22 protein-coding genes are annotated in these 26,288 nt (G+C 40.5%); 10 read left to right on the top strand and 12 right to left on the bottom strand.

Annotated elements, in window-relative coordinates; all coding sequences use genetic code 11:
* Positions 1-41 precede the first annotated feature (41 nt).
* Genes nth through E4S40_RS05580 form a run of 3 tightly spaced genes read left to right on the top strand, consistent with a single transcriptional unit; the run spans position 42 to position 3,708 of the window.
* Positions 42-713, top strand: a complete 672-nt coding sequence (gene nth, locus E4S40_RS05590) for an endonuclease III (protein WP_135072040.1) — start codon at positions 42-44, stop codon at positions 711-713.
* On the top strand, positions 713-2,488 hold the full coding sequence (asnB, locus tag E4S40_RS05585; RefSeq protein WP_135072038.1) for an asparagine synthase (glutamine-hydrolyzing): 1,776 nt from the start codon (positions 713-715) through the stop codon (positions 2,486-2,488). Before nth ends, asnB begins: the two co-directional genes overlap by 1 nt.
* The gene (locus E4S40_RS05580; protein ID WP_135072036.1) at positions 2,485-3,708 is read left to right on the top strand and encodes a glycosyltransferase family 4 protein; all 1,224 of its coding nucleotides are present in this window, start codon (positions 2,485-2,487) and stop codon (positions 3,706-3,708) included. The genes asnB and E4S40_RS05580 overlap by 4 nt, the downstream gene beginning before the upstream one ends.
* Here the strand turns inward: E4S40_RS05580 and gldB are convergent.
* Positions 3,671-4,675, bottom strand: coding sequence for a gliding motility lipoprotein GldB (gene gldB / locus E4S40_RS05575; protein WP_135072034.1), 1,005 nt, complete (start codon positions 4,673-4,675; stop codon positions 3,671-3,673). The two genes, E4S40_RS05580 and gldB, sit on opposite strands and share 38 nt — an antisense overlap.
* Before the next feature lie 113 nt (positions 4,676-4,788).
* Between gldB and E4S40_RS05570 the strand changes: the two genes are divergently transcribed.
* From E4S40_RS05570 to E4S40_RS05545, 6 genes are all read left to right on the top strand, one after another.
* Positions 4,789-5,793: a radical SAM/SPASM domain-containing protein gene (locus E4S40_RS05570; RefSeq protein ID WP_237563136.1), complete on the top strand. Its 1,005-nt coding sequence runs from the start codon at positions 4,789-4,791 to the stop codon at positions 5,791-5,793.
* Positions 5,794-5,907: 114 nt separating this feature from the next.
* Positions 5,908-8,493 (top strand): SLBB domain-containing protein, encoded by a 2,586-nt coding sequence (locus E4S40_RS05565; protein WP_135072029.1) that lies wholly within the window; start codon positions 5,908-5,910, stop codon positions 8,491-8,493.
* On the top strand, positions 8,493-9,560 hold the full coding sequence (locus E4S40_RS05560) for a GumC domain-containing protein (RefSeq protein WP_135072027.1): 1,068 nt from the start codon (positions 8,493-8,495) through the stop codon (positions 9,558-9,560). The genes E4S40_RS05565 and E4S40_RS05560 overlap by 1 nt, the downstream gene beginning before the upstream one ends.
* A 13-nt stretch (positions 9,561-9,573) precedes the next feature.
* A complete protein-coding gene (locus tag E4S40_RS05555; RefSeq protein ID WP_135072025.1) occupies positions 9,574-10,863 on the top strand; it encodes an oligosaccharide flippase family protein in 1,290 nt (429 codons plus the stop codon).
* A complete protein-coding gene (locus E4S40_RS05550; protein ID WP_135072023.1) occupies positions 10,856-11,779 on the top strand; it encodes a glycosyltransferase family 2 protein in 924 nt (307 codons plus the stop codon). Before E4S40_RS05555 ends, E4S40_RS05550 begins: the two co-directional genes overlap by 8 nt.
* Entirely contained in the window at positions 11,770-13,176 is a 1,407-nt protein-coding gene (locus tag E4S40_RS05545) for an O-antigen ligase domain-containing protein (RefSeq protein WP_135072021.1), read from the top strand. Before E4S40_RS05550 ends, E4S40_RS05545 begins: the two co-directional genes overlap by 10 nt.
* A 4-nt stretch (positions 13,177-13,180) precedes the next feature.
* Here the strand turns inward: E4S40_RS05545 and E4S40_RS05540 are convergent, their stop codons facing one another.
* From E4S40_RS05540 to E4S40_RS17165, 6 genes are all read right to left on the bottom strand, one after another.
* Positions 13,181-14,911, bottom strand: coding sequence for a glycoside hydrolase family 13 protein (locus E4S40_RS05540; protein ID WP_135072019.1), 1,731 nt, complete (start codon positions 14,909-14,911; stop codon positions 13,181-13,183).
* 56 nt (positions 14,912-14,967) lie between these two features.
* Positions 14,968-15,228: a heavy-metal-associated domain-containing protein gene (locus tag E4S40_RS05535; RefSeq protein ID WP_135072017.1), complete on the bottom strand. Its 261-nt coding sequence runs from the start codon at positions 15,226-15,228 to the stop codon at positions 14,968-14,970.
* Between the two features lie 160 nt (positions 15,229-15,388).
* Positions 15,389-16,690, bottom strand: coding sequence for a serine hydrolase domain-containing protein (locus E4S40_RS05530; RefSeq protein WP_135072015.1), 1,302 nt, complete (start codon positions 16,688-16,690; stop codon positions 15,389-15,391).
* A gap of 77 nt (positions 16,691-16,767) precedes the next feature.
* On the bottom strand, positions 16,768-17,685 hold the full coding sequence (locus E4S40_RS05525) for an alpha/beta hydrolase (RefSeq protein ID WP_135072013.1): 918 nt from the start codon (positions 17,683-17,685) through the stop codon (positions 16,768-16,770).
* Between the two features lie 107 nt (positions 17,686-17,792).
* Entirely contained in the window at positions 17,793-18,524 is a 732-nt protein-coding gene (locus E4S40_RS05520) for a hypothetical protein (RefSeq protein ID WP_135072011.1), read from the bottom strand.
* Between the two features lie 91 nt (positions 18,525-18,615).
* Complete coding sequence (locus E4S40_RS17165; protein WP_135072009.1) at positions 18,616-19,434, bottom strand: DUF6090 family protein; 819 nt, start codon at positions 19,432-19,434, stop codon at positions 18,616-18,618.
* 177 nt (positions 19,435-19,611) lie between these two features.
* Here E4S40_RS17165 and E4S40_RS05510 point away from each other — a divergent pair, with 177 nt between their 5' ends.
* Positions 19,612-21,132 carry a DUF1593 domain-containing protein gene (locus tag E4S40_RS05510; protein ID WP_135072007.1) on the top strand — a complete coding sequence of 507 codons (1,521 nt, stop codon included), beginning with the start codon at positions 19,612-19,614 and terminating at the stop codon, positions 21,130-21,132.
* Positions 21,133-21,310: 178 nt separating this feature from the next.
* Here E4S40_RS05510 and E4S40_RS05505 read toward each other — a convergent pair whose 3' ends face one another.
* From E4S40_RS05505 to E4S40_RS05485, 5 genes are all read right to left on the bottom strand, one after another.
* Positions 21,311-22,282 (bottom strand): hypothetical protein, encoded by a 972-nt coding sequence (locus E4S40_RS05505; RefSeq protein ID WP_135072004.1) that lies wholly within the window; start codon positions 22,280-22,282, stop codon positions 21,311-21,313.
* Positions 22,283-22,427: 145 nt separating this feature from the next.
* Complete coding sequence (locus tag E4S40_RS05500) at positions 22,428-22,793, bottom strand: DUF2200 domain-containing protein (protein WP_135072002.1); 366 nt, start codon at positions 22,791-22,793, stop codon at positions 22,428-22,430.
* A 21-nt stretch (positions 22,794-22,814) separates the two neighbouring features.
* A complete protein-coding gene (locus E4S40_RS05495; protein WP_135072000.1) occupies positions 22,815-23,357 on the bottom strand; it encodes a DUF4287 domain-containing protein in 543 nt (180 codons plus the stop codon).
* A 237-nt stretch (positions 23,358-23,594) separates the two neighbouring features.
* Complete coding sequence (locus E4S40_RS05490; RefSeq protein WP_135071998.1) at positions 23,595-24,029, bottom strand: hypothetical protein; 435 nt, start codon at positions 24,027-24,029, stop codon at positions 23,595-23,597.
* A gap of 104 nt (positions 24,030-24,133) precedes the next feature.
* Positions 24,134-26,287 carry a ferredoxin gene (locus E4S40_RS05485; protein ID WP_135071996.1) on the bottom strand — a complete coding sequence of 718 codons (2,154 nt, stop codon included), beginning with the start codon at positions 26,285-26,287 and terminating at the stop codon, positions 24,134-24,136.
* Position 26,288: the final 1 nt, after the last annotated feature.

Below are 26,288 nucleotides of genomic sequence, written 5' to 3'. Positions count from 1 at the left end.
AATATTAATTATCTTCATCTCCCAATCCAAGTTTAAAATTCATGCTTAAAAAAGAGCGCTATCAAGCCTTTATCGATTACTTTTCTAAAAATATGCCGGTGGCAGAAACGGAGCTTGAGTACGAGAATCCGTTCCAGTTACTCATAGCGGTAGTCCTCTCTGCTCAATGCACGGATAAACGGATTAATATGGTGACTCCTGCCTTGTTTCGGGATTTTCCTACCCCAGAACATTTGGCTGCATCAAATTTTGATGAGCTTTTTCCCTATATCAAAACAGTCTCATATCCGAATAACAAAACCAAACATTTACTCGGGTTGGGAAAGATGTTGGTCGAGGATTTCAATTCTGAAGTTCCGGATACGGTAGCGGATTTAATCAAACTTCCGGGCGTAGGTCGAAAGACAGCCAACGTGATTACCTCCGTGGTTTGGCAGCAGCCCAATATGGCGGTGGATACCCATGTATTCCGTGTTTCCAAGCGCTTGGGTCTTGTTCCCATGTCCGCTAAAACCCCACTGGAAGTGGAGAAGCAATTGGTCAAGCATATTCCTAAAGAATTTATTCATCAGGCTCATCATTGGTTGATTTTACATGGACGCTATACTTGCTTAGCCCGTAAACCTAAATGTGAGGAATGTAAAATTTCTTATTTCTGCCGTTATTATGAAAAGCAGCACGGTTTGAAACCGGCCAAAAAAACCAAAAGCTAATGTGTGGAATCCACGTTGTTTGGGGAAAGGGAGCCAATGAAGAGGCTTTGAACGTCCTGATGGACAGTGCCAAGCATCGCGGCCCTGACCAAGAGGACAAGCTAAGTCCTTGGCCGGGGATTTGGATTGGAGTAAATCGGCTGAAAATTCTTCACCCTGGTCCAGAAGCGGATCAGCCTTTTTGGTCTCCGGATGGAAATCATCTCCTAATTTGGAATGGGGAAATCTATAATTATCAGGATTTACGAAACCTCCTTCTAAAGATGGGGGTTGAGTTTTTCACTCGATCTGACACGGAAGTACTTCTTCACTGGCTTAAGATTTTTGGTACAGCTGGGTTGGAGAAACTTCAGGGAATGTTTGCCTTGGTTTTTGTGGATTTGTCTGCTCAAAATATTCTGGTGGCTCGGGATAAAAACGGCGAAAAGCCTCTTTACTATCATCAAACGCATGATTCACTATTCCTTTCTTCAGAGAGCAGAGGAATTGCCAAGTTGATAGGTTCTGCTGTGGATATGGTGCAGGTTGAATATTTTCATTACCTGCGTACCCCCCAGCCCGGCAAGACTTTTTTCAAAGGAGTTAAAGAATGGAAACCAGCACGTTTTAGCCTCATTCGGGATCAATCTGCCTTTCGTTGGGATGATATTCCAAAGAACAAAACATTAGAAAAAGAGAAAAACCAAAACCGATTTACTGAACTGCTCAAGGATGCAGTTCTGAAGCAATTTCACGCTGATGTTCCTTTGGGAATGCTCCTAAGTGGAGGTTCTGATAGTACCTTGTTGTATGCTCTTTGGTATTATGAAACGGGGGTTCCTCTTCCAGCTTTTACAGCTCAATTTGAAAAGGCTGTCCAAAAGAAATATGATGATGGCTTAGCGGTCAAGAGGCTTCACAAGAAGCTTCCTTTTGACCAGGTTTCGGTGGAAGTTAATCGTACTATCTTTCGAGAAAATTGGGAAGATTACCTTCAAAATTTGGATTATCCGGTTGGGGATTCAGCGAGTTTCTTAGTTTGGTTGATAGGAAAAAAAGCCAAAGAATCTGTAAAAGTGCTGATTTCTGGAGCTGGAGCTGATGAACTTTGGGGTGGCTATCAGCGACACAAGGCTTTTCATACTTACCTGAAAAATCAAGGGCTCTTGTTAAAGATTCCTTCCTTTGTCGGAAAATTACCTTTTGGAAGAAATTGGAATAAGTTTTTCTCTGGGATCGATGTTGATCCAAGGAAGACTTTTTTGAATTTTTCAGCTTTAGAAACGCTTTCTTCTGATTTGTTTGAAGACTATGAACGGGTTTTCCGAAAGAAGCTTCCCCTATACAAGCAGATGCTTGATTTTGATCGACAAATCTACTTGGTGCAGGATATCCTGAAAATTCAGGACAATGCTTTGATGGCTCATGGGATCGAAGGCAGATCTCCTTATCTGGATCAGGAGATGATGAACTTTTGGGAGCAAATTGAAAATGAGGAGGACTTGATCGGGAAAAAGTGGATTCGTCAAAGTTTGCAGGATTTAGAATTGGGTTGGGTAGCTGATCGCAAAAAATTGGGATTTGGACTTCCTCTTTTGGAATGGCTGAGTGAAAAAAATGATTTTTCATCTTGGATCTTTTCTACCGTTCAGGAATTTGAAATTAACTATAGAAAGGATTTGCCTGAGGCGACGAAAACTATTTTGTCAAAACCCCAAGATTATGTTAGAACGCACTTTTTGACCATCTATAATTTCTTTCTTTTGGCCGAATGGCTGAAATTGCAAAAGCCATGAGGATCTTTTATATCCACCAATATTTTCGCACCCCTGATGAAGGTGGCGCTGTGCGTTCTTACCATCTCGCAAAAGGCTTAGCAGATGCCGGAATACAGGTCGAAGTAATTAGTGGTAAGAATATACATCATTACGATCAACAATGGATCGAGGGCTTTAAAGTGCATTATTTGCCTGTTTCCTATGATCAGCGATTTGGGTTTTTTCGAAGGGTTTTGGCCTTCCTCGAGTTTGTCAGGAAATCCCGTCGATTATTGAAGAAAATTGGTCGAGCAGACCTTCTGTACGTGAGCTCGACTCCTTTGACTACTGGCTTGATTGGACTTTGGGCAAAGAAGCGATTGGCCACACCCTATATTTTTGAGATTCGGGATATTTGGCCGGAAGCCCCTATCCAAGTGGGAGCAATTCGAAATCCCCTTTTGATCCGAATACTCCGCAATTTTGAAAAGAAGGTATATGATCAGTCGCTATCTCTCGTAGCCCTTTCTCCGGGAATCGCCAAACATATCCGACAGGTTAGTCCTCAAAAGAAGACGAGTATTATTCCTAATTTTTCAGATTTGGATCGCTTTTATCCTCAGTTAAAATCAAAAGATCTTCTGGAAAGGTGGGGATTGGGGGATCAACTCACGATTGCCTATACTGGTGCTTTAGGACAAGTTAATGGTGTAGAAGAGCTATTGGGTTTGGCTGAACTAGCAAAGAGAAAACAGAAAAACTGGCAGTTTCTGATTATGGGTGAAGGAAGTCATAGGGAATTATTGATTCGAGATGCTCAGCAAAGGGGTTTGAATCAAGTTCGTTTTTTTCCTTTTGGTTCCAAAGAAGCAGTAAATCAATTGCTTTCCATAGCCGATTTCGCCTGGATTTCTTTTGCGCATTTGCCGGTTTTAAAAACGAACAGCCCCAATAAGTTTTTTGATGCTTTGGCAGCTGGAAAAGCCATTTTGGTGAACCATAAAGGATGGGTTTACCAATTAGTCAAGCAACATGAATTAGGAATAAGCTGTCTTCCCGGAAAATTAGATCACTGTTTCCAGCAGCTGGAGAAAATGGAAAATGATAAATCCCAAATTCTTCAGATGCAGATAAATGCCCGAAGTTTGGCGGAGAAATATTTCCGAAAAGAGCTTGCGGTACAGCGACTTTTATCGGTCATCCAACCTGATAAGTATCCTCCTATGCAGGGGGACGAGGTCTATATCCTGACTGCCTAAAAATTTCCTCCGCATTGCTGTTTCTCATCAAGTTTGGTAAGGAGACATCCTGATTAAAAACGTAATCATCTACGATATTCCATCCCAGCCAACGCCCTAGACGACCTGGAGCGACTGTGCTGATTGCATCTGTGAAGGGAGCCTCGCCCATGTACTTTCGAATCTCAAAAGGGTTGGTTTCGTATAACAATTCATTTTCTACAAAATGCGCCCAAATGTATTCCTCATTGGCAAAGGACTCGGCAATTTGATCCGGAGTATAACCAATTATAAACTGATCGGAAGTACAAGGAAGAACGGCTTTAGTGAAATGATAGGATTTTCCATAGTAGATCATTTCAGCCAGTAGAGTATTATCCCGCGGATCGGTTTGATTATATCGGGAGGAAATGGCAGTCACAATCATGGGAACTATGTAAGCCTTTTCGTAGCGCTCTGCCATGTATCGAGGCAATTCAGGTTGGAATGAATGGCTGGCCGGCAAGAAATAGTCCAAACCAATCACGATGATCTCTTCGGTGACTACCAAATCTGAATTGAAACCGGAGACGAAGGTATAGACTTTCGGAACCTGAAAATCCGGGAAATAATGTCGGATGTATTTGAAGGCATTTTCCAATTCCTCTTTCACGTCCGTAAAATCCTGAAAAACCAACTGAACTGAATCATTCAATACCTGCATGGCGGAATCATGATGAATCTGTAGCAAATCCATCGTCAAAGAATCCATAGAATTGTAAAGGTAAGCCTGAAGATAAATTTTGGTAAACTCCGGGTATTTTTCCAGTAGGTATTGAAAATCTTCCTGGGTCTCAGCCTCAAAAAACTCTTGCTCCAAGCGAACAACTTCCACATCTAAATCCTGAGAAAGAATGTCTGAATCCAATTCGCAGGTTTCGTTTTTGCTTCCACATGAAAAGAGAAGCAGCAGCATGCATCCGATTCCAAGCAGTGATAGTTTGTTCATAATTGGAAAATTTGATTCAAAAGTAAGGATTTCAGGCTTTTTCAAAGGAACGTGAGGCGCTACTTTTAAGTATACTCTTGGGTCTTCGATTTAGAATGGTTTATTTTTCGGATGTGAAAAATCAGGTTCTGACAGCTTTTGCCTTTTTCCGACTTCTTTCCTGGCCCAAGGTCTGGAATATTTTTTTGTTGGGCACTTCTTTTCAGCTAAGTCGACTTATAAAAAAACCTATTGTGTGGGGTAAGCCGACGGCTTTAAGCATAGAACCTACGACAAGCTGTAATCTACGTTGTCCGGAATGTCCTTCAGGTTTACGGTCATTTACCCGTCCTACGGGCATGTTGCAACCTGAACTTTTCCAATCGGTCATTCATCAGGTAAAGGATCATCTTACCTGGCTTCATTTGTACTTTCAGGGTGAGCCCTTTTTACATCCCCAATTCTTGGAATTAGTTTCTTTTGCTCATTCGCAGGGAATTTTCACCTCCACTTCCACCAATGCTCATTATTTAGATGAAAAGCGAGTGGAAAATCTGCTAAAAAGCGGGCTCCGTCAGTTAATCGTTTCTATGGATGGAATTACTCAGGAAGTTTATGAGCAATATCGGGTCGGTGGAAAGCTGGAAAAAGTAGAACAAGGCCTCCAACTTTTACTTCAAAAGCGAAAAGAATCTGGCCAAAAATTCCCCCGAGTAGTACTTCAGTTTTTGGTGACAGGACAAAATGAGCATCAAATTCCTGCTTTGAAAAAATGGGTAAAAGAATTAGGCGTAGATGAATTGCAATTAAAAACCACCCAGATTTATGACTTTGAAAATGGATCTGAGTTGATTCCTTCGGATTTGGGCTATTCCCGATATGTACCGGATGGAAAGGGAAAATGGAAGCTGAAGAAAAAGATCGAAAATAAATGTTGGCGCATGTGGCAAGGAGCAGTGGTAACTTGGGATGGAAAAGTCGTACCCTGTTGCTTTGACAAGGATGCCCAGCATGTGATGGGAAACTTCAGTTCGGAGACTATGGATCAAATTTGGAAATCAGCTCCTTATCAAGCATTTCGAGGGCAATTGCTAAAGGATAGGACACAAATTGAAATTTGTAAAAACTGTACAGAGTAAGGTAAGAAGCCCTCAAATCACTAGCTTTTTGTAACTATTTTTGGTTTAAAGAGGAATTTCATGGATTTTTAAGTCGCATATTTGCTTGAAATTCACCCAGGTCTGCATTTTCACATGAGGATAACTTTACGCTTTTCTTATTTTTTCCTGCTTTTTGCCCTTTTGGTTTTTGGGACGAAATCCACAGTTACTGCGCAGGAAAACATTGACATTCGTACCATTCAAGTGGATGAACTTTCGGATCAGCAGATTCAAGAGTTGGTTCGCAGAGCAAATGAAGCAGGGCTCAGCACCTTGCAGTTTCTTCAAATGGCAGAAATGCAGGGAATGCCTTCCGCTGAGGTAGATAAGCTTCGAAGAAGATTGGAGGAGCTTGACATGAGTAGCACAAGCGGACGGCAAAGTATCGCTTCAAAAAGAGCCCCTCGCCAACAGGTAGATTTCAATGAAATTACCCGAGGAATCTATGAACCTCAGGAATTGATTAATTCTGAAAATCCAGAATCCAATATTTTCGGAGCAGATCTTTTCTATCAAAAAAACCGAAGATTAAGCTTTGAGCCAAGTCTCAATCAGGCCACCCCGAGAAATTATGTCTTGGGTTCAGGGGACATGGTGTATGTGGATATCTATGGAGAATCCGAGCAATACTACGAAGCTACGGTAAACCCTGATGGTTTCGTTCTTCTGGATAATATTGGTCCGGTTGCCGTTTCGGGTAAAACGATAGAGGAAGCGACCGCAATTATCAAAAATCGCGTAGGCCGGTATTACCCAAGTTTAGTAAGCTCCAATCCGACTACTTTTTTACAGGTGACTTTGGGTAATGTACGTACGATCAAAGTACATATTCTAGGAGAAGTGCGATTGCCCGGGACGTTTACGCTTAGTGCCTTTTCTACGGTATTCAATGCCTTATATGCAGCTGGGGGACCCAATGAAAATGGGACCATGCGAAAAATTAAGGTGGTGAGAAATAACCGACAGATTTCCGAAGTTGATGTTTACGATTTATTGATCGATGGGACAGCTGGCTTGGATCTTCAGCTCCAGGATCAGGATGTTATTTTGGTCACTCCTTACCTTTCAAGAGTTGAAATATCCGGGGAAGTAAAGCGCCCGATGATTTTTGAGATGAATGACGGGGAAACTCTGGAAGATTTGCTCCGCTATGCTGGAGGGTTTACGGATGAGGCTTTTAGAAATCGAGTGGCTATTTCCAGAATTGGGGATAATCAGCGAGCTGTTTCAGATGTATACCAAAATCAATTTGGGATGTTCCTTCTTCAAGGAGGCGATCGAATTACGGTTGGAAGAATTTTGGATCGATACAGTAATCGGGTTCAAATAAAAGGAGCCGTTTATCGGGCAGGTACTTTTGCTCTTTCAGAAGGATTGACACTTTCTCAATTGGTTAAAAATGCAGAGGGTTTACGTGGCGACGCATATTTAGAGCAAGCTAGTATTCTGCGAACCAAAAATGATTTGAGTACTGAAATGATTCAGGTCAATTTGAGAGAAATTTTAAACGGAACGGCACCTGATATTGCTTTGCAGCGAGAAGATGTGGTTCGGATTTCCAGCATTTATGATATCCAAACAGAGCAGTACGTTCAGGTTTTGGGCGAAGTCATGAAGCCTGGAGTTTATCCCTATTCTGAATCTATGACAGTTGAGGAGCTGCTGATTTTGGCAGGAGGGTTGGAAGAGTCTGCTAATCCCAATGATATTGAAATTGCCCGTAGACTGGAAGATTCAGATTTAGGAACGTTGTCTGACATTATTCCGGTGAAGGTAAATCCGAATTTATCCCCTGGAAATATCCCTCAAACCTTGCAGCCATTTGATCAGGTGATCGTGCGGAAGAAAGCTGCCTTTACCATGCAAAAGCTTGTCGCAGTCGAAGGGCAGGTTTTATCTCCTGGAATATTTGCTATTCAAAGTGCCGATGAGCGGATTTCCGATTTGATAAAAAGAGCTGGTGGACTCAACCAATTTGCCTATGCAAAAGGCGCCACGTTAATTCGAAGAACTGAGTTTTTCAATACTGAATCCGAGCAGATTCGAAGACGTAGAAATTTGGAATCCCTCCGTTTACAATTGTTGGAGGATCCAAACAACTCGGAGGCTCAAGAAGAATTATTGCGACGTTTATTTTCGGATTTGTCCGTGGATGAAAATCCTGTGGATACCCTTATTGCAAAAACTAAAAAAGAATCCTTGGATCAGATTGCTTCAGAAACGCCGGGTTTTGCTGTGAAAATCCGAGAAACCGAAGCTGTTGCCATTGACTTGGAAAGCATCTTGAAGAATCCTGGTTCGGAGGATGATTTGATTTTGGAAGAAGGAGATATTTTATCTGTTCCAAAATTATTACAAACCGTTCGAATGCGGGGAGATGTGGTATATCCAACTACCCTTCGATTTGAAAGTGGAAAAAATTTAAAGCACTATATCAATGGTGCTGGAGGGTTTGAACGAAGAGCGAATCGGAAACAAACCTATGTGGTCTATGCAAATGGAGCTGTAAAACGAACCAAGGGATTTCTTGGCATTCGAAACTTTCCATCTGTCGAGCCTGGGGCTGAAGTGATTGTTCCGACCAAAGGTCCGAAACCTCCTCTTCGCTTGGGTGATGTCGTCGGAATTACTACTGGATTAGCGACTTTGGTTTTGGTTGTTTCACAAATCAACTTGTGATGAATTCTAATAAGCATTTTTCAGACGATCAGTTTACATTCAAGGAAGTCATTCAAAATTTGCATGAATGGTTGCTATTTTTCATTTCCAAGTGGAAAACATTGGTTTTAGCTGGTGTAGTAGGCCTGATTTTAGGAGCCTTAGTTTCCATTTTCAAGAAGCCGGTTTTTCATGCTGAGACTTCTTTTGTTTTGGAAGAAAGTGATGGAGCTAGCCTTAGCCAAATGTCTGGGTTGGCTTCATTGGTAGGAGTTAATTTGGGTTCTTTGGGAAGTACGAGTGGATTGTTTCAGGGAGACAATATCATGGAGCTATATCGCTCAGATCGAATGTTGGGTGAGACGCTTTTGAGTCCTTTTTCTTCTGATCAATTGTTGATTGATCGCTATGTGGAGTTTGAGGAATTGGACAAAAAATGGGCTTCCAAAGTGGATATTCCTTCTATGAATTTTTCGCTTCCCCGGGATCAATTTTCGGTTGCTCAGGATTCGGTGGTACAGCAGGTTTCCAAGCGAATTAGGGAGAATCAGCTTTCTGTAGCTAAGCCGGATCGTAAGCTCAGTATCATTCAAGTAAGTATTTCTTCCAAAGACGAACTCTTTGCGAAGGTTTTCAATGAAACGTTGGTAGAAAAAGTCAATACATTCTATCTCGAAACCAAAACCAAGAAAACGGGCGAAAATCTGGAAATTCTTCAAACCCAAGCGGATTCGGTCCGGGCCATTTTGGATGAAAGTATCGCTGAATATGCCTCAGCTACCGATGCGGTTCCTAATGTCAACCCACTTCTAAATACCGCTCAGGTAGAAAGCCGCAAGCGACAAATTGATGTGCAGGCAACGGCTGCGGTATATCAGGAAATTGTCAAAAATCTGGAAATCGCCAAGGTCAATCACCGTAACAATTCACCTTTGATTCAGATTATTGATTCGCCACGTTTGCCATTGAAGCGAAGTGAAATTCGGCTAGTCAAGGGCATGGTTTTGGGAGCGATTATTTTGGGCTTGCTGACCTTATTTTATCTTTATTTCCGTCGCTTGTACCAAAAACATGTGCAGGAAAGCTAAAACCTAGGCTGCCATGTTTGAAAAATTAGCACTTCTTCCGCTTAGTAATTTTATCCGCAATAAGTCTATTCAGAACTTTTTGTTTCTAGCGGTGATTCAGTCTTCTAATGTGCTGATTTCGATTATTTCCATGCCCCTCCTGATTCAAAGTATCGGAGTGGATCAATTTGGATTAGTGAATCTGGCTCTTTCGGTAATTATCCTTTTAAATATTCTGGTGGGATTTGGCTACAATCTCAGTGCACCCCGGGAAGTGGCTGTCAATCAAAATGATAAAATGGCTCTCTCCCACTTGGTCTCCAATGTTTTCTCAGCCAAAGCTATCCTAGCTTTTATTGCTACGCTATTGATTTTGGTAGGAGCTTTTGGATTTAATTTATTTCAGGAATATCAGCTCATTCTGGTTTTTTCATCCCTATTGCTTTTTTCCGAGGCGACCTTACCGCTTTGGTTTTTTCAAGGAATGGAGAAAATGAAGTTGGTTTCCATTGCCAATATTTTCTCCAAATTGCTCTTCTTGATGGGGATCGTTCTTTTTATCCATTCCCCTGAGCAAAGTAAGTGGGTCAATTTTATGATGGGCTTTTTTGGGCTTTCTATCAATTTGCTTCTTTTGGTTTATATCCATTCATTTCTGGGAATTCGATTCTATCGACCGGAATTTTCAGCGATCTGGAAAAGCTGGAAGGATAATTTGCTTCTTTTCTTTTCCAATCTAGCTAGCCACATTTCCATTAATGGCGGATTGATCATTTTGAGCTTTTTCTCGGTTGCGGAGACCCTTGGGATGTACAGTTTGGCGGAACGGGTGGTGATGGTTTTGCGTCTTTTCCCTGCCCTGATTATTCAAGCCATTTTTCCTAATGCTTCCAAACTTCACAAAGAGGATCCTGGTCGCTTTTTTAGCTTTTTGAAGAAAGTATACCTCAGAGTGCTATTGACAGGAGCAGTCATTGCAGCAGGGGCGCATTTTTCTGCTCCATGGATTATTCAAGTGCTTTCCAAATCAAATTTGGAAGAGTCCATTCTCTACTTGAAAATATTAGCAGCGGTACCGTTTTTGGCTTGTTTGAATGTAGGTAACATCACCTTGCTCTTGGTAGCAGATTTGAAAGAATTGCTTTTTAAAGCGAGTTGGATGATGTGTGTCTATATGTTGGTTGTTTCAACTTTACTGACCAGCTTGATGGGTGGAATAGGTCTTTGTATTGGGATTATTTCTACTGAAGTAATAGTGTTTTTGATTTGCTTGGTGCTGTTATTCCGGCATAAGCGTGAATTAGTCCGGGGATTTTATGCCTAATCCTTCAGTCGCCATCATATTAGTCAATTGGAACGGGTTAATCTTTACGCGAGCTTGCCTTAAGTCTCTACAATCTTTGGACTATACCGCTTTTGAAATATTTGTGGTTGATAATGGTTCTGAAAACCCAGAAGGTGCTCAATTGAAAGAGGAGTTTCCACACATTCACCTTCTTGAGACAGGGAAAAATCTAGGTTTTTCCGGTGGAAATAATGTAGGAATTCGGAAAGCTCTAGAATTGGGATTTAGCCATATTTTATTACTCAACAATGACACGGAGGTGGAGGCAGGTTTCTTGGGAAATATGATGCATCAATTTTCTCATAATCCTAAACTTGGAATACTTCAACCTCTCATATGTTTTTTGCATGAGAAGCAAAAAATCTGGGGTGCAGGTGGCAAATGGCAAAAATTGTTGGGAAGAGCGATTACTTTGGGAGACAGGAAAAATATCCAAAGTTATTCCCCCAAAACGGAAGAATTGGATTGGGCAACGGGTTGTTGCATGCTTATCAAACGCGAAGCGATTTTGGAAGCGGGCTTGTTGAATGAGCAATATTTTGCCTATTTCGAAGATGTGGAATGGTCGCTTAGAATTCGGAAACAAGGGTTTGAAATTGCCTTGGTTCCTGAGGCTCGGATTTATCATGAAGCAGGTGGCAGTTCCAAGAAAAAGCATGATGAGGGAGTATTAAGTCCGCGGGTATTTTATTACCATGTCCGAAATCAATTATTTCTTCTTCGGTCAAGTAATTCCAACCTATCCTTTGTAGGCTTTTCCTATCATATTGTAAGGTTTACCCTTTGGATGATTTACTTTTTGCTTAGAGGTAGATTTAAAAAGCTGAAGGCAGTTGCGAAGGGAATCCGAGATGGCTTTAGTGTCAAATTAAAACCTGCACCAACATGGCCTTGATTTTTTTCATTTTGATGGCATTGGCTATTGGGGCCGGATTTCTTTGGGTTTTGCAAGAGATGCTTTTCAAAGGAAAGTGGAATTATTTCATCTATTTTCTGGCAGGGTTTTTACCATTTTATATCACTACGCTTAGTGTCGTTTATTTGGTTACCCGTTCTACTGAAGCGGTGGCAATATTTCAGATTCTAAAGGAATTGGTAGTTATCATAGCGGTATTGGTTTTTGTATTGTATCAGCGAAAGCCAGCCCAATACCCTATTCGGCTTCTTTCCACAGATTGGCTTTTTTTGGGCTTTCTTGCTTTAGCTTTTGTATACCTATTTCTGCCTTTAGGAGAAGCCTCGTTTATGAATAAGCTCCTTTATTTTAAGACTATGCTCATTCCGGGTATGGTGTATTTTTTAGGGAGAAATACCCGGTTTGACGCAATGGAAATCAGACGTTTATTTCAGATCATTTTCATCGTGGCGATTGCTGCTTTCTTCGTGAACTTGGTGGAAAATTTCCTTCTAAATGCCCATTTACAGCAGTTTACGGGATACGCCTTATACAATCAGGCAATAAATGATATTGATCCAACCGGTAATTTTGGCTTGACTTGGACTTTCGAAACTCAGGCAGTCACAAAGCGATTAGCCAGCTTTTTTTCAGACCCTTTGGAAATGGCCAGTTCGGTTTTGATGGGATTTGCCGCGGGATTAATCTGGTTTTTGACCAATAAAAAAGAAACGAATTGGTTCTATTTGTTAGTGATGGCTTGTTCGCTTGGGAGTTTGGTTTTCTCTGCTTCCCGTGCTGCTTTTGGAGCCTTTTTCGTCATGATCTTTTTCATCGCTTTGGTCTTCCGATTATATAAATTGATCGGTTTGGGATTTCTAAGTTTGCTTGGTTTTGGACTTTATGTGGTCTTTTTCGCCTCAGAGGATTTTTACTTTTTCGTCGTCGATACGCTGACCTTTGAAAACAGTTCTAGTATCGGTCACGTGGTTGAATGGCTTCTTGCCTTAGATTCCATGCTAGCCAATCCTTTTGGGATAGGCCTGGCAATGAGCGGAAATGTGGGAAGCGTGACAGATGATTTACGAGTAGGTGGAGAAAATCAGTTCTTGATTTATGGAGTTCAATTGGGCTGGCTTGGGATGTTTTTATACCCATTGACTCTGGCCACGGGTGTAGTTTTGAGTCTGCGAGTTTTTTACCAAACGAATGACACCATGACCGCCAGGATTGCATTTGTGGGAGCCGTAACCAAAGTAGGTCTTTTGTTGCCCCTTTTCACAGCAAATGCAGAAATGTACACCTATGTAGCTTGGTTGACTTGGTGGATGATTGGTTTCAGCGTAAGAGAATACAATGCCCTCACCTCCAATCGGATGAAACTCCAAGTTGGATAGACTCTTATTTCATTTTCAAAATCACAGCCTGATAAGGTTTCAAAACAAACGCTGCCCCATCTCTTGTGTAGTCCTTGTAATTATCAATGACTGTTTCTACCCCCTCAATTTCCGGAAGATCAATGGATGAATTTTGATTAGAAAAATTCAGTAATACAAGCATTTTTTCTTCACCCAAGGTTCTGGAATAAGCATAAATATCCGGATGCTCCTTTTGGATCAATTCATAATCTCCATAGACCAAAACAGGATTATCTTTCCTCACTTTGGTCATTTTTCTGAAATGGTTCAAGATGCTGTTAGGGTCTGAGTCTTGAGAGGCTACATTGATTTCTTTGTAGTTTTCATTCACCCTTTTCCAAGGGGTTCCGGTCGTAAAACCTGCATTCTCCGAATCATCCCATTGCATGGGCGTACGGCCGTTTTCACGGGAACTGTAATTCAATACTTTCATGAATTCCGCTAAATCCTCACCATTTGCCACTGCGGTTTTGTATTTGCCGATAGCCTCCACATCCACATATTCTTCAATGTTTGGCATGTCGATATTGGTCATCCCAATTTCATCCCCATAGTACGTGTAAGGTGTCCCACGCATACTCAAGAGGAAGGTATTTAACATTTGCGTGGAAGGAGTACGGAATTCAGGACTTGGGTTTCCAAAGCGATTCACTAACCGGGAATTGTCATGGTTGGAAAGGAAAATGGCAATCCAACCTTTTTTTGAGAAGGCACTATCCCATCGACTGAATACATCTTTAAACTGTGATAAGGTATAACCTTCAGGTGTTCGTGACATATCCACCGATTCAAAGTGATAAGCCATTTGTAACTCTTTCCGCTCAGCATCCACCAAATCATGGGCATCTTGGAAAGTACTTCCAGCTCCTTCTGCCACAGCAAAGACATCGTATTTCTCAATTACCTCCCGATTCATTTCTTTCAGGTATTCATGTAATTGAGGACGCATTCCATACCATTTGATGAAATCTTTTTCATGTCCTTCGGGAAACTCCGGCCAGGTTGTATCCTTACTAGCAAATTGAAAGGCATCCATCCGGAATCCATCGACTCCTTTTTCGGCCCAAAACTTCATGATATCATAGACCTCCTGACGGACTTTGGGGTTTTCCCAATTCAGGTCAGGCTGTTCTTCGGCGAAAGTGTGGAGGTAATAAGCGTTTGTTAGGGAATCATATTCCCATGCTCCTCCGGGATCAAAAAGACTATGGCGATAAGGAGGCTCGCCTTTTTCTGCTGGCCACCAATGATAATAATCCCGATAAGGGTTGTCTCTCGAACTTCTAGATTGTAGGAACCATTCGTGCTGATTGCTACTGTGATTTACCACTACATCCAGGACAAATTTGATCCCGCGCTCATGCATTCCATCGAGCATTCGCTCAAAATCTTCCATCGTTCCATAGCGAGGAAGAATGGCTCGGTAATCACTCACATCGTAACCATTGTCCACAAGCGGAGAATCAAAAAAGGGATTCATCCAAACCATTGTTACGCCTAGGCTTTGGATGTAGTCTAGTTTTTCAATTACCCCATTTAAATCTCCAAATCCATCTCCATCCGTATCCTTGAAGCTTTGTGGATAAATTTGATAAAGAACTCCTTCCTTCCACCAAGTGGCTTCTTCTAAAGGTTTAGCTTCCTCTTTAATAGGGGCTTGAGTGCAGCCAACTACCAAAAGGGCAATTAGAAGCTGCCAAAGAAATTTCTTCATTGGATTTTTATTTGAGGGCTTTCCTCAATGGGTTTTATTTAAAAAGAGTTTTGAGTTTACAATTCAATCATTCCTTTTGGCACCGCATGAAAGCCTTGAGAAATTACGGCTTGTTCGATGTCTTTGATAGGAACCATTTGGGATGTTTGTACAGTAAACTCTTTCGGGAATTTATCTTGATTTAGAGTGACTTCGTGAATCCCCTCCATAGCTAATAATTTGCTGCGGATTTGCTCTAAATCCTTTGCTTCCTTCGCATTTGTTTCAAATACTTTCCCTTGTTTACCCGGAATTACATTGTCTGATAAAATGCTCATGATTTTAAATTTTTGTTATTCATTCGTTTCCTCATTTAAGAAAACGTTTTTGATCATTCTTGAGTGCATGATTTTTGGAAAATCTCCTCTTGATTTCCCTGATTTAACTTCTATTAAGTTAGCATTTTAAGTGCAATAAAGCGAGGGTTGGAAGCTTGTTTTAAAGCCGCTTTCCTTTCACTGAAATACCCTTCCAACCCATCATGACATCGTATGATCCTTCCTCATTTGGGATAAACTCAAAAGATTCTGGCTCCTTTGGGTTTTCAAAAAAGACGGTAGGAGATTCTGCCATAAGAAATCCGATTTTTTCATTATCCTGAAAAACCGCTATTCCATTTTCCTCCATTTCTACTCGCAATATCAATCCATCAAAATCAGCGAAGGAATAAGAGCCAACATATTGCTCCAGAATATCTGGCTCCACTTCTATTGCAACACGGTTAAGTTCCTTAGGAATTTCTACCAATTCAGAATCAAGGATTTTACTGACATCTTCAATGGTTTTGAAAAAAGGCATTTCATCATAATTAGCCAAAAGGACAAAGCGAAAGTCTTTTTCTAAATCAGTATAGACCTGAGCCCGGATTCCTTTCGATCCACCGTCTTTTGCAATGACACCTGCTTCATTTTTTAAAACTGAAGCATAAGGTTCTTTCTCTAGAGCTTTTAGGAATCTGTCCAAATCTGCAGCAGTCGAATAAAAACGTGCTGTTTTAAATTCATCCTCCAGAATATTCGGAACTTGAACAAGAGAAGTGTCCTGTAGTACATGATTTTTTGCTGGGTTTTCTAAGCGCTTGTTATTGGTATAAAAATGAGCCCCACTGTGATCCATTTTTAAAGGGACGAAGATTTCATCCACAACACATTGAGAGAAAGGCTTGCCGTAAATCTGTGAAATGACTTCATAAAGTAATTCATAACCAACATTCGAATATTGGGCATCTTCGCCAGGCTCAAAAAGTAAGGGTTGCTTTTTGGCAAGTGCTACAATTTCACTAGGCTCTAAATCAAACTCATTCCCTTCCAAATCTAGAAGTTCTCTAGGCAAGCCGGAGGAGTGGTCTAATAGCATTTTGACCGTGATCTGATCTCCTTTTGGAAAATCAGGAAAAAAGCGATTGATCGGATCCTCTTCTGATAGTCTGCCTTCTTCTTCCAGTTTGACAATAAGGTAGTGAGTCATCAGTTTGGCTACCGAATGAATATCAAATTGACTTTCAGTACTCACATAGGTACTGCTATTAGGATTTGGAAATAGGTTATAGGCCTTGTCTAAAATAAGGCTATCATTTTTGAAGGCTAGTATTACCCCATTGAACTCCTTGAGGTCGGTTAATGCCGTGAAATAGGCATCTAAATGTTGGGAAATTGGGTTTTCGGAGGCTTCTATTTTTTCGGTTTCGCTAGTACAGGAGGCAATAGCCAAACCTAAAAACAGCAGAAAAATCTTTCTCATTGTTTACTTTCTTCTTTTTCCAAAAGTATAGGAAATTATCGAAAGGAAGCAAAACGAAGGTTTTCCTGAATTTGTCCCTATTTAGTAGCAAGAAATTTATTGACATCTAGCCAGTGGATAAAGGCATCAAACCAACGATTACTAGTCCGGTTAGGGTTTCCAAGACCGAATCCATGACCGCCGTTTTGGTAGAGATGAAACTCAACAGGGATTCCTGCTTTATACCAAGAATCTATTATGCCGAACTGCCCCCTAAAGAGGAAGTCATCGGTAGCGATAACGTTGAACATGGGAGGGGCCTCTTTTGGAACTTCTACAGGTCCCATTCCTCCATAGATTGGACCAATAAAGGCTAAGTCCATGGTTTTGGAATGGAGAGTAGCATGCATGGTAAGGCCGGCTCCTGCTGAGAACCCGATCATTCCTATTCTTTTAGTGTCGACTCCCCATTCTTCGGCTCGTTCAAGAATAAGAGCATAAGCAGCTTCGGCATCCTCAAGCTGGTTGGAAAGGTCCACTTGTAAAAGATTATTGCTGGAATTTCCTTGAGAGTTTTCTGAAGGGGCTGGTCGAGGGCGATTCATCCAAGCCGAGAAATCATCAAGGGATTCAGGTGTCGGGTGAAGGCGGTATTTTAGCACAAATGCGGCAATTCCCTGCTTTGCCAAAGCCTCCGCAACTTCCCATCCTTCATTTCCCATGGATAGCCATCGGAAACCTCCACCTGGTGCGACTATTACTGCGGCTCCATTTGCGGTACCTGGTTCAGGTAAAAATGGCGTCAAGGTAGCAGTTGAAATATTTCGTGCCATGGGATCTCCCCATTGGCGAAACCAAGTTTCAGGAGAAGGTTGATCTTCAACACCGCCGGTTCCAAGCAAGATGGCATTTGGTTCAGCGGGAGCTTCGAGCGGATATATGGTTCCATCTTGAGCTTGTGCAAATGCTGCAAATGAAAGTAAGGCAGCTAAAATTGTTATTTTGGGTAAGTTCATAGGTGTGTGAGAGAAGTAAATTGCATCAATGATAGAAAGATAAAAATATTTTTTGGTGAGGAAAAAGCTGAAAACTTCTCGGCCTGAGGAGGATTTTCAGTAATTGATTAACCCTTTATAAGAGTTTTCAATAGATGTTGTACCGTTTCTGATCGTCCAAGAGGTTCCAAAAAGCAGGTGTAAATATTAATTCCTACTGCTAGGTAGGTACCGGGATGCTTCAACTTTTTATACTTCCAAGCTGTCACTAGAGTCAAACCTATAATGAGAGCTTGTGCGAAATAAACAGGTCCCATGATGTCGATATTCGGCCAATCGTCTATGTTCATCCCAACATATACATTTTGAATTCCGCGTGCCAAGGCTGGCATCATGATAATAAATACCGTTGAAATCAACCACCAAGCATGATCTTCTAGATTTTTTCTTTGGAGTATGCTTTTAATAACTGCATATCCGAAGGCTATGATCATTGGAATTTCCACAGCAGCAACTCCGAAGAAAAACCAGGGCTCAAAAGGGCCAAACAGATCGGGCATTTCTGTAGCTCTTTGGGTAGTTGCGATATCCCGATACATCATGCTAAAAGCAGTAATACAGACGCCTCCGGCTAAAAACATTCCAATGATACCATTTGTCCTATGCTTTTCTAACTGTCCATGCGTGGCATAGTAGGGTTGAATAATCAAATAGAGGTACCAAATTGTCCCAGTCCAGTAGTGAACATGAACAGACCAGGCATTTTCCGAAAAATCTCCCCAATAGTCTCTAAAAATCCCAAACTGCATAAACAGCATGGGGATAATCATCCACTTATGTAAGTTTTTGTATTTCTGCATTTTGTTTTTGGTTAAAGATTAAGAATCAGGTTGATCATTGAGGGTAGTTTAAATAGTTCTTTTTCCAGAGCAGTTGGTAGGAAAGAATTAATCAATTCCTCAAAAGCTTTTGTTCTTCTTCGATTAGTTGGATTAGATCTAATGCCATTTTTTTGGCTTGCTGTGCCCAAACACAATGATAATTCACTTCTAAAGCTAGGTACCGTAGATGATGCTCTGCATCTTTTTTCTCTTTGATTATTCCAATAGGGTCTTCTAAATCAGAGACATCAAGGGTAAAAATTCCGTATTTGTCACGAAAAAAGCGAGTGGTTTCGTTTGCCCATTCTTCATGTTCCTCAATGGCATAACCTTCAAGCCTTTGAGCTAAATAGCTATAATAATTCCCAATCTTAGTCTTTAGGTTGGTGTTTTTGATATGGGAGAAGGAGCCGGTGGAATAGAGTTCGTTGATTACTGATTTGTTTAAGGAAACCCCGCCAAATCCGCGACCCAATAATTGGAAGGAGAGATTTATAAAATCCCTATTTAAAGTATCCGGGAAAGCCCCTTGCCAAAGTCGGTTTTGGGGATCATTTTTCGAAACATCCACCCAATCCATCTCTGTAAATCGTTGGGTGTTTAATCCTGCCTGCTCTAATAAATAAAAGATTCCCTTTAGTCTCGTTTTATTGAAATTGGTATTTCCATCAAAGGAAGAGATGTCATTATTCAGGTCATTAATTAAGTTACTCAAATAGTTGAGTGTCTCTTTTTGGGTGGATCGGTTGGTATTCCAGTTGTTTATGGAGAGAGCGATCAAAATTCCGATTACAACGAGTAATATTTCCCCAACAGCATATTTCAAGTACCTGCCGATTTTATTTTCGGAAATCAGATTCTGTCTAATTCTTCGGAGAAATTCAATCATAAAAAATGCTTGCCGGTTAGATGTAATTTAAAAAATTATTTGAAAATCAGTGACTTATATTCGGCTTTGATTTTTAAGATCCATGGCTTATTTATCAGAATGTCATTCAATAAGAAGATATTACAAAATGGGAGTTTCCTGTCATTTTACTATTTTGAAGGCTTTACAACCAAGCCTATGAAATATCTTCTCTTCTTTTTCGCTCTATTATTAGTTCTTTCTTGTCAACCTAAACCCGAGACAATTTCGGAACCTGTTTCTGAGCAAAAAACAAAACCCAGAACCATTGTCACGACAGATGGAGAGATTGATGATGTGGATTCATTTATCCGCATGCTTCTGTATGCTAATGAATTCAGAATTGAGGGTTTGATTTATTCTTCCTCTATGTGGCATTACAAAGGGGATGGAAAGGGGACTTTATTCACCTCTGAAATGGAAATGACAAAGCGTATGTATGGGGCAATTCCGGATTTGAGATGGCCAGGTACCGAATGGATGAATCCGCTTTTGGATGCCTATGAGGAGGTATATCCCAAATTAAGTCAGCATGCGGAGGGCTTTCCAACTGCTGTTCATTTAAGAAATCTAGTTCGGGTTGGGAATATTGATTTCGAAGGGGAAATGGAAAAGGATACTCCGGGTTCCGATTATATCAAAGAAAAGCTCTTAGATGATGATATGGAGCCTATTTACCTTCAGGTTTGGGGTGGTACGAATACGATTGCAAGAGCTTTAAAATCCATTGAGGACGAGTACAAAGGAACCGCAGAATGGGAATCGGTATATCAAAAAGTAGTGGACAAGGCTATCATTTATGCAATCCTGGATCAGGACGCTACCTATCGAAAATACATTGCTCCCAATTGGCCGGACATTCGAATTTATTACAATTCCAGTCAGTTTTGGTGCTTTGCCTACCCTTGGAAACGTGTAGTTCCTGAGTCACAGCATTATTTGTTTGAAGGGGATTTTATGGGAAATGAAATCATCAATAATCATGGCCCTCTGCTTAAGAAATATTACAGTTATGGAGATGGTCAAAAGCAGGAAGGTGATGATGAGCATATTCATGGAGATCCTACCCGGCTTGAAAATGCTCAATGGGGTACTTTTGGCATCTATGATTTTATTTCTGAAGGGGATTCTCCTGCGTACTTACATTTAATAGGCGTGGGTTTGGACAATCTTAATCATCCCGAATGGGGAGGTTGGGGAGGCCGGTTGGTTCAATCTGTCGATCAACCAAATCGCTGGGAAGATGGAGCTGGTGTTTTGGATTACAATCCTTTTACCGATACTCTTGATGCTACTTATCCTCAGATTCGATGGATTGAGGCAATTCAGGAGGATTTTGCGGCTCGAGCAGATTGGTGCGTGAAGGATTTTGCCGAAGCTAATCACCCACCGGTGGTTTTGCCGAAAGGTTCCAACCGAATTCAAAGTCGGCCCGGTGAGGTATTGACCTTAGAGGTGGAAACTTCCGACCCGGATGGAGATAGCTTGGAAACTAAATTCTGGATATACAAGGAGGTAGGAACTTATAGTGGAGAGACAAAGCTTTCCTCTCAAGGAAATCAAGTGCAAGTACAGTTGGATGGACAGTCCAAAGGATTCTTACATGTGATTGCTGAAGTAAAAGATTCTGGGATTCATCCAATGACCAGATATGCTCGATTTGTAATCGAGGTAAATTAATACTCAGGGAAAGGAATAGGATTTCTCATAGAAAAGCGATTTTCTTTAAAAACCATTTTTCATATTGAGCCTAGTCGAAATATTGCTTTCATTAGCTAAATATGGGACTCGACTTCGCTCAGCCTGACATGAAATTTATTTTTCAACAAGTCTCCTTTTCTACAGCGAGGAAAAGTACCTATTGAGTAATCTCGAAAACTTTCAGGAGGTTTTTTCCAGAAGCGTTTGGTACTTCTGAAATGAAGGCATATTGTCCAGGAACAAGTTGGGCTGAAAAATAACCGGTTTCCCCTGCAGGCATATCATTGACTCCTCCTAAGAATATGACTCCTTCGGGGGCTGGTTCAATCAATCCTTTGGGATCTCTCCAATCCATCCAAGCTTCCAGGTCTTGTACATTGGCATTATCCTGTAACCTCACCAAATTCAGGTCATGACTGACAAAATTTTCATGGATCATTTGATCTGAGAAATGAACACCAAAGGTATAATTTCCCGGAACTGATGGTGGATCGACAGTAATTCCTGATTCACCTGAGAGGCTGATCGAAATATCTGCTTTTGGTTCTGCTAAAGATGATACTTCATCTGAAACCACCAGTTTTTTTATCATACCCATATTGGTATGAAACATTCCGTTATTCATTTTCACATAGCATTCCACGAAATAGGTTCCAGGAGATAATTTCAGAATGGATTCAGTAGTTGCTTCCGGAGAAACCAATCCTACCCCTCCCCGCCATACAACTTCTGAAAACCATGAAGGGAGGTTGCCAAATTCGGCAAATCCTTCATCGGTTTTTCCCTCATTGAGTAATGCCATTCCATTTCCAAAAACTGGTAGAACCCGTGCCTTGATAGAATCCAAAGTAATTCCATCAGGATAATCATCAATCAGGATGAAATGAGTTTGATTGGAATTGTTGTGGTATCTCCAGGTATACCAACCTGATGGAATGGTATCCGGCATTTGAAAATCCATGGTTTCAGTTACTATCTCCATGACTGGAGGAGCAGGTGCTTCTTCCTCGGTAGCTGTAGTCTCTGTTTGAGTGCTAGAACCGCAGGATTGGATTCCTAAAAAAGGGATGAACAAGGCCGAATAAATAATGGCCCTCAATGAATGGAAAGTTGTTTTGAAGGATTTCATAAGTGCATGAGTTAAGTTAAAAATCTAATTAGCCAAAGAATAAAACCGACGTTTAACTAATAGCAGCATTTAAGTGCTTAGAGATCAGTTCTTCTGAAAATACAAAAATCAATTAAAAAAGTCTAATTATAGTCCTCTCAATATTTTACTCTGATCGTAAAATCTTTTCCATTTTCTTTCCCTTTGCTAACTCATCTACCAATTTGTCGAGGTATCTGACTTGTTTGGTCAGTGCATTATCAATTTCTTCAATTCGATAGCCGCAAATTACTCCTGTAATCAGTTCAGCATTCGGGTTCAATTTTGCCTTTTGAAAAAATGTCTCAAAAGTTGCTTGCTCTTGAATAAGCTCATTCAATTTTCCCTCGTCAAATCCGGTAAGCCATTCTATCACCTTGAGAAGTTCTTCTTTTGTTCTTCCCTTCTTCTCCACTTTTGAGAGATAGTGGGGATAGACAGAACCAAATTTCATGTTTGCGATTCGTTCATTGTGTTCAGGTGTGACTTTCATTTTAGGTTGGGGTCAAGTTGATTAAATGGATTTTTCATAGGCTTCTTTGATCCAGTCTTTGAGTTCTTGATCCAACTCTTTTAGATCAAAGATTTGAACTCTATGGGTGCACATGGTTCCAAAAGGGCCGGAGTTTTCCAGTCTATCTGTTGTGGGTTTGTCCTTGAGCTTAAAGCCTAAATCAATTCTTGTTTTTGTGGCGGGTTTGATCAACACAAATTGCCTTTTCCGGATAACACTCACGCTTCCTTTTTTAGGAGTAATCGTAATGTCATCTCCTAGAGTCTTTATGTAGGAAATTAAACCTTCATAAATCGGCAATAACCCTTCCTTACCTTGATATTGCTCAGAGACAAGGTCTTTATCCGACCCAATATCATCTTTGGAAAGTGCAACAATCGTATTGGCAAACCCATGAGTTACTCCATACTCGGATTTCAAAAAATTCACCGCTTCAGAATGCTTACTAAATGATTTGGCTTTAAGAATTTTAGTCCATTCTTCTAGGCTTTTGCCTGTTTTTTCAGGCATATTATCGATCATGGTTTGGAGAGCTTTATCCATAGTTTTGCTGGTTTTAGAGAAACTGGCAGGGTTCTTCAAAAATCCTTTTGATCCTTCCTGGAAAAAGGCAATAATGTAATTAATCTAATTTTCTTTGAGGGATAGTGGTAATAATTTAAAAATCAATCACTTAAAATCCTATTGTGAGGCCTTTTGGATTTGATTCATATTCATTTTTTCAATTATGCATATTTGAGAAGGCAGATCACAAGGGTATTTCTTATTTCAAGAGACTAATCAAAACTTATGAAGAACCTTATTTAAAACAATCTTCCTAATTAGAATCAATAAGAGTAAAGAAATAAATCCTCCTATTAGTGTTCCATAAATATCCTTCCAATCAAAGACACCTCGAGGTAAATAGGGTTGGGCAATTTCATAGAGGATATAACCGATCACAATGAACCAAATCACATGGAAAGCTTTCTTTCCGGGAGAGTTTAAAACCGCCAATGTGAAAAAAATCTGTACGATTACTCCACCGGAATTGCCAATACTGTCCGCAATTCCAAAATCATCAATTTGATTGGAATAGATAAAGGGTCGGTAAATATTCCTTCCTATTTCGGTCAAAAAGAAGAAAAAGACTGCTATTCCGAAATAAATAACCCGAAACCGATCAATGGTTTTAATAGATTCTTTATCCGTAAATAGGTTCTTTTTCTCCCTCATTTATTGGTTTTTCAAAATCTGATGGGGCTCACTTTTAGACCCATTTTTCTAAGATGAAAAATAATAATAAATGAATCCCAATGGTTTTTGTGTCTTTTGTTCTTCTAATTAAACTTTTCTGCCCGCTTGATTAACTTTTCCAGATTGGGTTCTTTCGAGTTTAAAGGCGCTCCGGGATGAATACATCCTGCGGGGCATTTCTCCGCTGCTTTTACCAACTCTTCAAAGGTCCCCTTAGAAGGGTCATCGATGTAGGCTTGTTTGTCCTTATTGTACTTGAAAAGCTTGGGATACTTATCCACACACTCATTGCAGGAGGTGCAATTTTCAGTTTCAACCCAAGGGCCACTGACTTGATTGGAGGTAGTTTCCTCTTTAGTCACTAATTCTTTTTGGATAGCAGGACTTTCCTCTTTCAAGGGCCACTCTTCGGTTAAAGCCGCTTCGTTAAACTTGAATTCTTCATCATCCAACAGCACAGAAATTAATCGTTGAGCCGCTACTGCAATTGCCTCTTCCTGAAGGCTTTTCAATACCTCTTGTCGATCAGTTTCAGAAGAAACATCAGATTCTTCCCCTGTTTTAACTTGATCAATTGGAGTAGATTCTCCTCCTATTGAGACCTCAGATATTCCGGCTAATTCTCTCAATTGATTCCAAAAATCCAAGCGCTCTTGGCAGGAGACTACCCATACATTAGGCACTGCCGCACGCAAAAGATGGCCAGTTTCGTCTTTTACCCAGATAAAAGGGATTTTTCCGTAGAGTTCGGCTTCTTCTAATTCTAAATATTGACTAAGTGAAACCAAATGCTCACTGTAATATTTGGAAGGAACAAGCATCAGCTCCTTAGCTTTTTCAGGGAAAATGGCTTTGTAGTCTGCATAGGTAAAGGCTGCTTCAATTTCCATGTTGGAACCATTTGAACCTTTTGCAGATAGGCTAAAGTTAGGCCAGGCCTTTGATACTTGAATGTTTTTAGAAAGTTGAAATCTCTTTCCAGAAGCACTTCTCTGAGTAGGGTTATAGCTGATTTTTGGAAAATACCGACTGGCATTTTCAGCTTTCATAATTTGAGCCGGCTCTTTTCCTTCAAATTTCTTTACATCGGGAAGGGAAAGGTAACAAATGCTTGGGGAGGTGGATTTTAAGCAATCGTGAATTCCTTCCAGGATTGATTCAGGTTCATCCATTCCACTTTGAAAAACAGAAACATTTCGATGGGCAATCCCCAGAGTGGCAATTTCTTGTTTGTACTGTCTTGAAGCATCTTCCCAAGCTAAATCTTTGTCCGGTGAAGTGATCAGCTCTTGATTCAGAACCAACACTTTGATAGGTCTATTGGAAGCTAAAAGCTTTGAAAAGGAAGTTAAATGATCAAACAAATAGCCCTTATCCACAATCAGAATGACCGGGTGAAATAAATTGAGCTCCTCCTGAGATAATCGATACCAGGTAAAGTGATCAAAATATTCCTTATGAATTTCTTCCTTGAATTCATCTTTGATCTCCAAAGAAGCAATTCGAAATGCCCTGATCAATTCAACAAATGATTTTACCTCTTTGCTGAATAGCTCTAATGCTTCATCAAAAGCATCATTGTTGGTTTCGACTAATTGGGAGTTTTTAAATAACTTCTCTTTGTAGATAGCCTCTTTCCAGCTTTTTTCAAGTACAACCACACTCTCCTTTTCTTTGTAATGATTCAGGCCTTTTTGAAGAGTGGAAATTACTTCAGTAAGTCTTTGAAGGCGCTTTTCGGAAAGTTCGGCCTTCTGATTTTTTGGAAGCAGGTTGACCATTTTGTCAAAAGCGATCAACTCATCCGCAAAATCAAAGGTGTTTTTCAGGGATTCCTGTTCTGCCTGACTGTCCTCAATCTGCAAAAGCTTATTTAAGCCTGTAATTAATTCGGACAATTGAGAAGTAAAGGACTTTCGGTTGCTGACATGGTGCTTGGAAACCAAATAATCCAAAAATTGAAATGGGGTATTTGAATTTAGGTTTATGCTTCGACTCATGCCATTTTTTTCTGCAATAGTGAAGGGATAGGAAGAAGCCTCCCCTTCATCTAAATAATCCAACAATGCAGATGTTACAGACATTCTTTTATCATCTTTTGGAAGAATGCCTGTTCTATAAAAATGCCTCAATTTTTTCCAAAAGGCTTGCATTTCGGCTTCGGTGGCCGGATCGCTTTTTTCCCAAGTGAGGGGCTGATGATCTACCGCAGTATTATTTTTCAATTCTTCTTTCATA

The sequence above is a fragment of the Algoriphagus kandeliae genome (assembly GCF_004571135.1).
GTDB lineage: Bacteria > Bacteroidota > Bacteroidia > Cytophagales > Cyclobacteriaceae > Algoriphagus > Algoriphagus kandeliae.
Note: the sequence above shows the minus strand (reverse complement) of the source record. Positions and strands in the feature narration are given on the sequence as shown.

Coding starts and splice junctions, on each gene's coding strand:
- nth (WP_135072040.1), top strand. CDS start 42: ATGCTTAAAAAAGAGCGCTATCAAGCCTTTATCGATTACTTTTCTAAA.
- asnB (WP_135072038.1), top strand. CDS start 713: ATGTGTGGAATCCACGTTGTTTGGGGAAAGGGAGCCAATGAAGAGGCT.
- E4S40_RS05580 (WP_135072036.1), top strand. CDS start 2,485: ATGAGGATCTTTTATATCCACCAATATTTTCGCACCCCTGATGAAGGT.
- gldB (WP_135072034.1), bottom strand. CDS start 4,675: ATGAACAAACTATCACTGCTTGGAATCGGATGCATGCTGCTGCTTCTC.
- E4S40_RS05565 (WP_135072029.1), top strand. CDS start 5,908: ATGAGGATAACTTTACGCTTTTCTTATTTTTTCCTGCTTTTTGCCCTT.
- E4S40_RS05560 (WP_135072027.1), top strand. CDS start 8,493: ATGAATTCTAATAAGCATTTTTCAGACGATCAGTTTACATTCAAGGAA.
- E4S40_RS05555 (WP_135072025.1), top strand. CDS start 9,574: ATGTTTGAAAAATTAGCACTTCTTCCGCTTAGTAATTTTATCCGCAAT.
- E4S40_RS05550 (WP_135072023.1), top strand. CDS start 10,856: ATGCCTAATCCTTCAGTCGCCATCATATTAGTCAATTGGAACGGGTTA.
- E4S40_RS05545 (WP_135072021.1), top strand. CDS start 11,770: ATGGCCTTGATTTTTTTCATTTTGATGGCATTGGCTATTGGGGCCGGA.
- E4S40_RS05540 (WP_135072019.1), bottom strand. CDS start 14,911: ATGAAGAAATTTCTTTGGCAGCTTCTAATTGCCCTTTTGGTAGTTGGC.
- E4S40_RS05535 (WP_135072017.1), bottom strand. CDS start 15,228: ATGAGCATTTTATCAGACAATGTAATTCCGGGTAAACAAGGGAAAGTA.
- E4S40_RS05530 (WP_135072015.1), bottom strand. CDS start 16,690: ATGAGAAAGATTTTTCTGCTGTTTTTAGGTTTGGCTATTGCCTCCTGT.
- E4S40_RS05525 (WP_135072013.1), bottom strand. CDS start 17,685: ATGAACTTACCCAAAATAACAATTTTAGCTGCCTTACTTTCATTTGCA.
- E4S40_RS05520 (WP_135072011.1), bottom strand. CDS start 18,524: ATGCAGAAATACAAAAACTTACATAAGTGGATGATTATCCCCATGCTG.
- E4S40_RS17165 (WP_135072009.1), bottom strand. CDS start 19,434: ATGATTGAATTTCTCCGAAGAATTAGACAGAATCTGATTTCCGAAAAT.
- E4S40_RS05510 (WP_135072007.1), top strand. CDS start 19,612: ATGAAATATCTTCTCTTCTTTTTCGCTCTATTATTAGTTCTTTCTTGT.
- E4S40_RS05505 (WP_135072004.1), bottom strand. CDS start 22,282: ATGAAATCCTTCAAAACAACTTTCCATTCATTGAGGGCCATTATTTAT.
- E4S40_RS05500 (WP_135072002.1), bottom strand. CDS start 22,793: ATGAAAGTCACACCTGAACACAATGAACGAATCGCAAACATGAAATTT.
- E4S40_RS05495 (WP_135072000.1), bottom strand. CDS start 23,357: ATGGATAAAGCTCTCCAAACCATGATCGATAATATGCCTGAAAAAACA.
- E4S40_RS05490 (WP_135071998.1), bottom strand. CDS start 24,029: ATGAGGGAGAAAAAGAACCTATTTACGGATAAAGAATCTATTAAAACC.
- E4S40_RS05485 (WP_135071996.1), bottom strand. CDS start 26,287: ATGAAAGAAGAATTGAAAAATAATACTGCGGTAGATCATCAGCCCCTC.